General features: G+C 71.1%; 8 protein-coding genes and 1 pseudogene. 5 read left to right on the top strand and 4 right to left on the bottom strand.

Annotated features, from left to right (window positions below):
- The 3 genes from ABZ281_RS27315 to ABZ281_RS27305 form a co-directional block, all read right to left on the bottom strand.
- Positions 1–312, bottom strand: a 312-nt coding sequence (locus ABZ281_RS27315; protein ID WP_356659615.1) for a YceI family protein, incomplete at its 3' end; no start/stop codon positions are given.
- 86 nt (positions 313–398) lie between these two features.
- Positions 399–1,232: an ABC transporter permease gene (locus ABZ281_RS27310; RefSeq protein ID WP_356659613.1), complete on the bottom strand. Its 834-nt coding sequence runs from the start codon at positions 1,230–1,232 to the stop codon at positions 399–401.
- On the bottom strand, positions 1,229–2,227 hold the full coding sequence (locus ABZ281_RS27305; protein WP_356659611.1) for an ABC transporter ATP-binding protein: 999 nt from the start codon (positions 2,225–2,227) through the stop codon (positions 1,229–1,231). The genes ABZ281_RS27310 and ABZ281_RS27305 overlap by 4 nt, the downstream gene beginning before the upstream one ends.
- A gap of 290 nt (positions 2,228–2,517) precedes the next feature.
- Here ABZ281_RS27305 and ABZ281_RS27300 point away from each other — a divergent pair, with 290 nt between their 5' ends.
- On the top strand, positions 2,518–3,777 hold the full coding sequence (locus ABZ281_RS27300; protein ID WP_356659609.1) for an FAD-dependent monooxygenase: 1,260 nt from the start codon (positions 2,518–2,520) through the stop codon (positions 3,775–3,777).
- Between the two features lie 148 nt (positions 3,778–3,925).
- Positions 3,926–5,032: pseudogene (locus ABZ281_RS27295) on the top strand (IS630 family transposase); the annotation flags it as partial.
- 75 nt (positions 5,033–5,107) lie between these two features.
- Here ABZ281_RS27295 and ABZ281_RS27290 read toward each other — a convergent pair.
- Positions 5,108–5,542 carry a MarR family transcriptional regulator gene (locus tag ABZ281_RS27290; RefSeq protein WP_214965904.1) on the bottom strand — a complete coding sequence of 145 codons (435 nt, stop codon included), beginning with the start codon at positions 5,540–5,542 and terminating at the stop codon, positions 5,108–5,110.
- A 106-nt stretch (positions 5,543–5,648) separates the two neighbouring features.
- On the opposite strand from ABZ281_RS27290, the gene ABZ281_RS27285 reads away from it, so the two are divergent.
- The 3 genes from ABZ281_RS27285 to ABZ281_RS27275 all read left to right on the top strand — a co-directional run bounded on the left by ABZ281_RS27285 (position 5,649) and on the right by ABZ281_RS27275 (position 8,082).
- Positions 5,649–6,563, top strand: coding sequence for an alpha/beta hydrolase (locus ABZ281_RS27285; protein WP_356659607.1), 915 nt, complete (start codon positions 5,649–5,651; stop codon positions 6,561–6,563).
- Positions 6,564–6,643: 80 nt separating this feature from the next.
- Positions 6,644–7,405 (top strand): glycoside hydrolase family 11 protein, encoded by a 762-nt coding sequence (locus ABZ281_RS27280; protein WP_356659605.1) that lies wholly within the window; start codon positions 6,644–6,646, stop codon positions 7,403–7,405.
- Entirely contained in the window at positions 7,402–8,082 is a 681-nt protein-coding gene (locus ABZ281_RS27275; protein ID WP_356659603.1) for a polysaccharide deacetylase family protein, read from the top strand. The genes ABZ281_RS27280 and ABZ281_RS27275 overlap by 4 nt, the downstream gene beginning before the upstream one ends.
- Positions 8,083–8,179: the final 97 nt, after the last annotated feature.

The following is an 8,179-nucleotide window of genomic DNA, read 5'->3' as shown; positions in this document are numbered from 1 at the left end:
CCTGCTGTTGAGGAGGCGGTCGGCGGCGTGCGCGACGTCGGCGGCCGGGGTCGACGCCTCACCGGCGCCGGGGTCGACGACGTGGTGCTGCGGGTTGCCGGTCTCGAATCCCGCGGCGGCTACCGTGGCGTCGAGGCGGACCAGGGTGCCGTCCGGGGCGAGTTCGACGCGGCCCGAGCGCACCGGGAACGAGCCGCCTACAGGCAGGAGGAAGAAGTGCCGGCCGGTGAACTCCACGGTGGAGTCGGCCGGTTCGAGGCGCCACGCTCCGGTCAGGGCCGGGTGCAGGCGGGTGGTGTGGTCGAGGGACATGGTGGGGGTTCCTTCCGGGAGCGGGGGGCGGGGCACGCGCCGAGGGGGCCTCCAGGAGGCCCCCTCGATGGTCGGGACGGAGCGCTCTACTCGGGGCGCGGGTCCCAGCGGAAGCTGCGCACGGCGATCAGGGCGCCGACGACGCCCCAGGCCGCCAGCACCGCCAGTTCCTTCCACTGGAAGCCGCCGTGGTGCGCGAACGGCGCGAGCATGGCGTCGTTGAACGGCTTCACCGGCAGCACCCCGGCGATGGTGTTCATGACGTCCGAGTGGATCGGGAAGTAGCTGCCGGAGATGAACACCAGCGGGAACTGGATGAACTGCACGACCGCGGGCGCCGCCTCGGAGTTGCGGATCAGCGAGGCCACGCCGACGCCGAGGGCGCAGAAGCTGGCCGCGCCGAGCACCAGGGTGAGGGCGAGGGCCGGCCAGTCGGCGGGCCACGGCACCCCGTACAGGCGCCCGATGCCGATGACCAGTGCCACGTCGACGACGCTGACGACGACGCAGTGCACGAGCACGCCCGCGAAGTACACCCAGGCGGGCAGCGGGGTGGCGTGCAGCCGCTTGAGGACGCCGGTCTGCCGGCGCATGGCGAGGACGATCGCCAGCTGGCCGTAGCAGGCGCCGAGCACGGAGACGGCCGCGATGGTCGGCGTGTAGTACTGCAGGCCGCTCAGTCCGAAGAAGAAGTCCTCGCTCTCGCTGCCGGAGAACACGGCGCCGAAGACCGAGATGATCACGATGGGCAGGACGAAGGTGAACACCATCGACTGCGGGTTGCGCCAGAACGACAGCTGCTCGTAGCGGATCTGGTGGACGAGCAGGGCGAGGGAGCCCCGTTCGTCGGGCCGCTCGCGCCCGGCGCGGTCGGCCCGCCGGGTGGTCTCGGTGGTCGTGGGGGGCAGGGTGCTGGTCATCGTCGGCTCCGTCCGGGTCGGCGCCCTCGGCGCGCACGCGCCGCCGAGGACGGTGTGCTGCCCCGCTCGGTGGACGGGGACGAGGCGTCCTGCTGTGCGTACGAACTGGTCAGCCCCAGATAGACGTCCTCCAGGGTGGGCTGCTCGACCGTCAGCCGCTCCAGCGGCGTGCCCCGCTCCAGGGCCCAGGAGGTGAGCCGGTGCAGTGCGGCGGTGGGCTCCGCCGCCTCGGCAGTGACGAGGCCCTCCTCGGCGTCGCTGACCGGGATGGGCACGTCGTCGATGGCGGCGCCGGCCGGCAGGGCGAAGCGGATGCGGGCGAGAGCGCTGTCGCGTCCGCCGATGGTGTCGGGCGTTCCCGCGGCGACGATCCGCCCGGCGGCGATGACGGCGACGGAGTCGGCCAGGGCCTGCGCCTCGTCCATGTAGTGGGTGGTCAGCAGGATGGTCGTGCCGGCGTCGCGCAGGCTCCGCACGACCTCCCAGGCGCCGCGGCGGGCGCCCGGGTCGAAGCCGGTGGTCGGCTCGTCGAGGAACAGCAGCTTCGGGTCGCCGATCACGCCGAGGGCGAGGTCGAGCCGCCGCTTCTGCCCGCCGGACAGGTCCTTGACCTTCGCGTCCCGCTTCTCCTCCAGGCCGACGAGGCAGATGACCTCGTCGACGTCGCGCGGGGCCGGGTAGTAGCCGGCGTTGCGGGCGATGGTCTCCCGCACGGACAGGTAGGGCTCCACGGCGATGTCCTGGAGCACCAGTCCGATCTGCCCGCGCAGCCGGCGCCCGTCGGCCTTGTCGCCGGGGTCGCGGCCGAGGACCCGGACGTCGCCGCCGTCGCGGTGGCGGAAGCCTTCCAGGATCTCCATGGTGGTGGTCTTGCCGGCGCCGTTCGGTCCGAGCAGGGCGAAGATCTCGCCCTCCTCGACGGCGAAGTCGACGCCGCGCACGGCCTCGTGGTCTCCGTACTTCTTGAGCAGGCCCTCGACGGCCACCGCGGTCACCGCGGTCGCTCCACTTCTCGTTCGCGTGTCACCGCGTGCCTCCAGGTGTCGTAACCGGTCTTCTCCTTCCGGAAGTTAGGGCCGGACGGGGGTGCGGCAGCAGGCGTGACGGGGTTTCGATGACGTCCGTCACGCAAGCGGCGACAGTTGTCAGCACGGTGCGGCGTGACGTTGCCGTCCGGTAACGGGCGCCACATGCTCGGGGACACGACCGATGACAGTGCGTCCACGTCGCCCGCGGTACTGCGGTGCGCGGACGGGGCGCGAAGACGCGGAAGGCGGTCCCTGAGGTGCTGTTGGGCGAAGACACAGGAGGGCGGCGGCTGCCCGGGAACGCCGCGGAGCCGGCCGGCGGGGAGCGGCCGACGGTCGCCATCGTCGGCGCGGGCATCGGCGGACTGACCCTGGCCGGCGCGCTGAGCGCGAGCGGCACGCCGTACGTGATCCACGAGCAGACCCGTGAACTGGCCGAGGTGGGCGCCGGCGTCCAGCTCTCCCCCAATGCGATCCGCCCGCTGCTGCGCCTCGGCCTCGGCCCGGCGCTCGAGGAGCACGCGGTGCGGATCGACGCGATGGAGGTGCGCGGCTGGAACGGGCGGCCCATCGCGCGCACACCGCTCGGCGCGGACTGCGAGCGCATGTTCGCCGCGCCGTATCTGACGATCCACCGGGCGCATCTGCACGACGCGCTGCTCTCCCTGGTCGACCGGGACCGGCTGGGCCTGGGCCAGAAGCTGAGCGCGGCGCGCGAACTGCCGGGTGGGACGGGCGTGCGGCTCTCCTTCGAGGACGGGTCGGTGCGCGAGGCGGACGTGGTGGTCGGCGCGGACGGCATCCACTCCACGGTCCGCGAGACGCTGCGCCGCGACGAGCCGGTCTACTCGGGCCTGGGCATCTACCGGGGCCTGGTGCCCGTGGACGCGCTGCCTGCCGAGGCCCGCGAGCGCCTGGTGCGGCTGTGGCTCGGGCCGGGCGGGCACTTCGTCGCCTACCCGGTCGCGTCCGGCGCGTACCTCAGCTACGCCGCGACCGTGCCGCTGCCCTCCGACGCGCCGCCCCGCGAGTCCTGGTCCCGGCCGGGCGACCCCGACGAGCTGCGGGCGGTCTTCGGCTCCTGGGCGGGCCTGGTCGCCGACATCGTCGCGGCCGTGGAGACGACCCACCAGTGGGCGCTGCACGACCGGCCGCCGCTGCGCACCTGGTCCACCGACCGCATCACCTTGCTCGGCGACGCGGCCCACCCCATGCTCCCGTTCATGGCGCAGGGCGCCAACCAGGCGATCGAGGACGCGGTGGACCTGGCCGCCTGCCTGGCCGACGCCCCGGCAAGGGCGATCCCCGACCGTCTGGCCCGCTACGAGGCGCTGCGCATCCCGCGCACCGCCGAGGTCCAGCGCGGCTCCCGCGGCAACGCGGGCATCCTGCACCTCCCGGACGGCCCCGCCCAGCGCCGCCGGGACGCCCAGATGGCGGTGCACGCGGCCCTGCACGACCGTGCGGCGCTCTACGCGCACGAGACGGGCCGCAGCGTGGTGTCCGTACCGGCGTGAGCGGGACACCGGACTTTCCCGTGTTCCGCGTCCCCGGGCATGAACAGCGGGCAGGATGCACCTAGTGCTCTGACCGGGAAGGTTCGCCGGGTCGGCGGTTCCAGCGGTTGGATGTCCGGAGACGTCCGACCCAACCGTTGGGGGTGTGGTGGCTGAGCCTGTCCGTGTGCGCAGAATGACCGACCAGGAGGGGCAGAAATTGCAGCAGATCGTGCGCCGGGGCAGCACCAGTTCGGTGCGGTACCGGCGCGCGATGATGCTGTTGGCCTCGGCCGGCGGAAACCGGGTCCCGGTGATCGCGAAGCTGGTGCAGGCTGACGAGGACACCGTCCGGGATGTGATCCACCGGTTCAACGAGATCGGCCTTGCCTGCCTGGACCCTCGCTGGGCGGGAGGCCGCCCCCGCCTGCTCAGTCCTGACGACGAGGACTTCGTCGTCCAGACGGCCATCACCCGCCCGACCAAGCTCGGCCAGCCCTTCACCCGCTGGTCGATCCGTAAACTCGCCGCCTACCTGCGGAAGGTGCACGGCCGTGTGATCCGGATCGGCCGCGAGGCATTACGGTGCCTGCTCGCCCGCCGCGGCATCACCTTCCAGCGCACCAAAACCTGGAAGGAGTCGGCCGAGCCCGAGCGTGACGCCAAGCTGGACCGCATCGAGGAGGTGCTGGAACGCTTCGCGGACCGCGTGTTCGCGTTCGACGAGTTCGGGCCGCTCGGCATCCGCCCCACCGCCGGGGCCGGCTGGGCTCCCGCCGGTCACCCCGAGCGCCATCCCGCGACCTACCACCGCACCCACGGGGTGCGGTACTTCCACAGCTGCTATTCCGTCGGCGACTACCGGCTGTGGGGCGTCAACCGCCGCAAGAAGGGTGCGGTGAACACCCTGGCCGCACTGAGGTCGATCCGGGCCGCGCGCCCGGACGGCGCCCCGATCTACGTCATCCTGGACAACCTGTCCGCCCACAAGGGCGACAAGATCCGTCGCTGGGCGAAGAAGAACCGTGTCGAGCTGTGCTTCACCCCGACCTACGCCTCGTGGGCCAACCCGATCGAAGCCCATTTCGGGCCACTGCGGCAGTTCACGATTGCCAACTCCAACCACCGCAACCACAGCGTGCAAACCCGGGCCCTGCACGCCTACCTGCGCTGGCGAAACACCAACACCCGCCACCCCGACATCCTCGCGGCGCAGCGTCGCGAACGTGCCCGCGTCCGAAGCGAGAAGGGCATCCGCTGGGGCGGACGTCCCTTGCCGTCGCAACCTGAACGATCTGACAAATCCATGCGGTCGCGGCCCGAACGTGCAGCAGAGCACCGGACAGACGAATCACTCGCGCATACGGCCTGACGCGGGCGAGGCGAGCATCGCTTTGAGGATGCGTTGCAGCTCAACGCGGTCCTGGGGGGTGACCCTCGCCAACCTGCGGTCGTACTCCGCCGCGAGAGCTGCAAGTGCTCGATCGCGTGCTTGCGTGCCCTCAGCGGTCAGTACGAGCCGATGACGCCGCAAGTCCGCCTCGTCGATCTCGCGGCGGACAAAGCCCTTGGCGACGAGGTTGCGAACGTAGACCGTCACGCTCGCCTTGGGCAGCAGCAGCGCAGTCGCGATCTCAGCCGGGTACGGCGACGCCTCCACCTCGGCCAGGACGAAAAACTCCTTCGTCTCCAACTCGAGCTCGGCCAGCTCCCCCGTGCAGGCATCCATCACAACACCCAGCAGCCGCTGGTTCAGCGTCCACAGCTGCGCCCCGTCGACTGACATCGACCCTCCATCCAGGTGATACGGTTTCGTATTAGTTTCAGATCGTACAAGATGTTGTTTTGTACTGGACTCCTATGGAACAACAATCTCACGAAGGAAGCCAGGCATGCTTCAGCACCTCACGATCCCGCGCGGTCCCATCAACCTCGCCGCGGACCTCCACCTGCCCGACAACGCCGACAGCAGCGCACCGCTGCGCGCCGTGGTGCTCTCCACTCCAGGCAGCAGCGTGAAGGAGCAGATCGGCGCCAACTACGCCTCCCGTCTCGCCGCTCACGGCATCGCCGCCCTTGTCCTCGACCCCGCCCACCAGGGCCAGAGCGAGGGCGAGCCCCGCGACCTCGAAGACCCCTCCCGCCGAGGCGAGGACATCTCCTACGCCATCGACGTGCTCACCACGACCCCCGGCATCGACCCGCAGCGCATCGGCGTCCTCGGCATCTGCGCCGGTGGCGGCTACGCCGTTCACACCGCCCGCACGGACCACCGCATCAAGGCGGTCGGTACGGTCGTCCCCGTCAACATCGGCAACGCGTTCCGCAGCTTCCCCCCCGACGGTCCGGCCGCAGCACTCGACGCCCTCGCGGACGCACGGACCGAAGAGGCCCGCTCCAGCGAGATGACCCGCGTGAACTGGCTGCCCGACACCCTCGAGGACGCCGCGGCAGCGGGCCTGACCGACATCGACACCACTCAGGCCATCACCTACTACCGCACCGAGCGCGGCGGCAACGAACACTCCACGAACCGGCGCCTCCTGCGCGGCGACTCCCACCTGCTGGGCTACGACGCCTTCCACCTGGCCGATCAGCTCATGACCCAGCCCCTGCAGGTCATCCTCGCCGGACGCATCGGCAACACCGGCTCCTACGACACCGGCATGCAGCTGTGGAAGCTGGCCCCCAACCCCGTCGACCTCATGGTGATCGACGGCGCCGGCCACTACGAGATGTACGACGAACCCGAATACGTCGACGCTGCCGTCGAACGACTCGTCAGCTTCTATGCGAACAACCTGTAAGCGTAAGGCATACGAACCGGCGAACCTATGCGGTCACAGCACTAGCTCGTGGTTCGCCGACCGGCCGGGGGGAGCCTGCCATGCCGTACGACTCCGTGGAGTGGCCCGCGCGCAGTCTGCTGGGGGCGGTGCCGTCCGAGGCGCGGCGGGAGCTGCTGGGCCTGGGGGTGCCGACGCGGTTCGAGGCCGGGAAGGTGCTGATCGGCGAGGGCGCCCGCGACCGGTACCTGCTGTACCGGATCTGGCGGGGCGGCGTGCGGGACGTCACCATCACCTGCGAACGGGCCCGGAAGGCCACGTCGGAGTACGAGAAGAACAGCAAGGTCAAGACGTACGAGAAGCAGCTGGAGGACATGGTCGCGCAGGGCCGGACCCTGTCCGCCCGCAAGGACCGGGCCGCCGACGACTACCAGCCCGCGCTCCAGAAGGCCATCGACGACAAGACCCGGCAGCGGGCCGCCGACCTGGACACCGACGGCATCCTCACCCGCGCCCACGGCCTCAAGGAGGTCGCCAAGTCGGACGGCTTCGCCCTCTTCCTGACGATCGTGCTGCATCTGCTCCTGCTCTGCCTGGACGCGTACAAGGGCACCGTCACCAGCGACGGCGGCACGTACAAGACGACGCGGTACAACGCCCCGTCCGTCGAGGGCACGAAGACCTTCGACCAGTACTGGAGCGTGCGGCAGTCGAAGCGGACGGGCGGCACCATCACGACCGGCAACCACTTCGACGCGTGGGGCCGGGCCGGGATGCCCCTGGGCAACTTCAAGTACTACATGATCATGGCCACGGAGGGTTACCGGAGCAGCGGCAGCTCCACCATCAGGGTGGGGTCGTGACGGCGAAACGCGCGCTGACCGTCCTCGCGGCCGCCGGAGCCGCGGCCCTGACAGTCACGGCCCCCACGGCCTCGACCGCCGCCCCGGAGCGGTCAGCCGCCTGCGGTGCCGGCTACGTCGGACTCACCTTCGACGACGGCCCCTCCGGCACCACGACGCAATTGCTCGGCGCGCTCCGGCAGAACGGCCTGCGGGCCACCATGTTCAACCAGGGCCAGTACGCGGCCGCCGACCCGTCCCTCGTCCGCGCCCAGGTGACGGCCGGCATGTGGGTCGCCAACCACAGCTACACCCACCCGCACCTGACCCGGCTGAGCCAGGCGCAGATCGACTCCGAGATCTCCCGCACCCAGCAGGCCGTCACCAACGCGGGAGGCGGCACACCGAAACTGTTCCGCCCGCCGTACGGCGAGACCAACGCGACGGTGAAGTCGGTCGCGGCCCGGTACGGCCTGACCGAGATCATCTGGCACGTCGACTCCCAGGACTGGAACGGCGCGAGCACCGACGCGATCGTCCAGTCCGTCGCCCGCCTCACCAACGGCCAGATCATCCTCATGCACGACTGGCCGGCCAACACCCTGGCGGCCATCCCCCGCATCGCCCAGACCCTGACCTCCCGAGGCCTGTGCGCAGGGACGATCTCCCCGCAGACGGGCCGCGCGGTGGCCCCCTGAGAGCTGTGGGGGGGGGGGGCCCCCCCCCGCGCGCCCACGCCCGTGGGCGCGGGCCGGCCCCCGGCCGGGCGCTTTACCCCACCCGTTCCCCTGCCCG

The organism is Streptomyces sp. NPDC006265, from assembly GCF_040613555.1.
Lineage (GTDB): Bacteria > Actinomycetota > Actinomycetes > Streptomycetales > Streptomycetaceae > Streptomyces.
The sequence above is the reverse complement of the archived record's forward strand: the minus strand, read 5'-3'. Positions and strand labels throughout refer to the sequence as shown.

What these genes read in the sequence shown, in the direction of transcription:
- ABZ281_RS27310 (WP_356659613.1), bottom strand. Translation starts at nt 1,232, where the DNA reads ATGACCAGCACCCTGCCCCCCACGACCACCGAGACCACCCGGCGGGCC.
- ABZ281_RS27285 (WP_356659607.1), top strand. Translation starts at nt 5,649, where the DNA reads ATGCTTCAGCACCTCACGATCCCGCGCGGTCCCATCAACCTCGCCGCG.
- ABZ281_RS27290 (WP_214965904.1), bottom strand. Translation starts at nt 5,542, where the DNA reads ATGTCAGTCGACGGGGCGCAGCTGTGGACGCTGAACCAGCGGCTGCTG.
- ABZ281_RS27280 (WP_356659605.1), top strand. Translation starts at nt 6,644, where the DNA reads ATGCCGTACGACTCCGTGGAGTGGCCCGCGCGCAGTCTGCTGGGGGCG.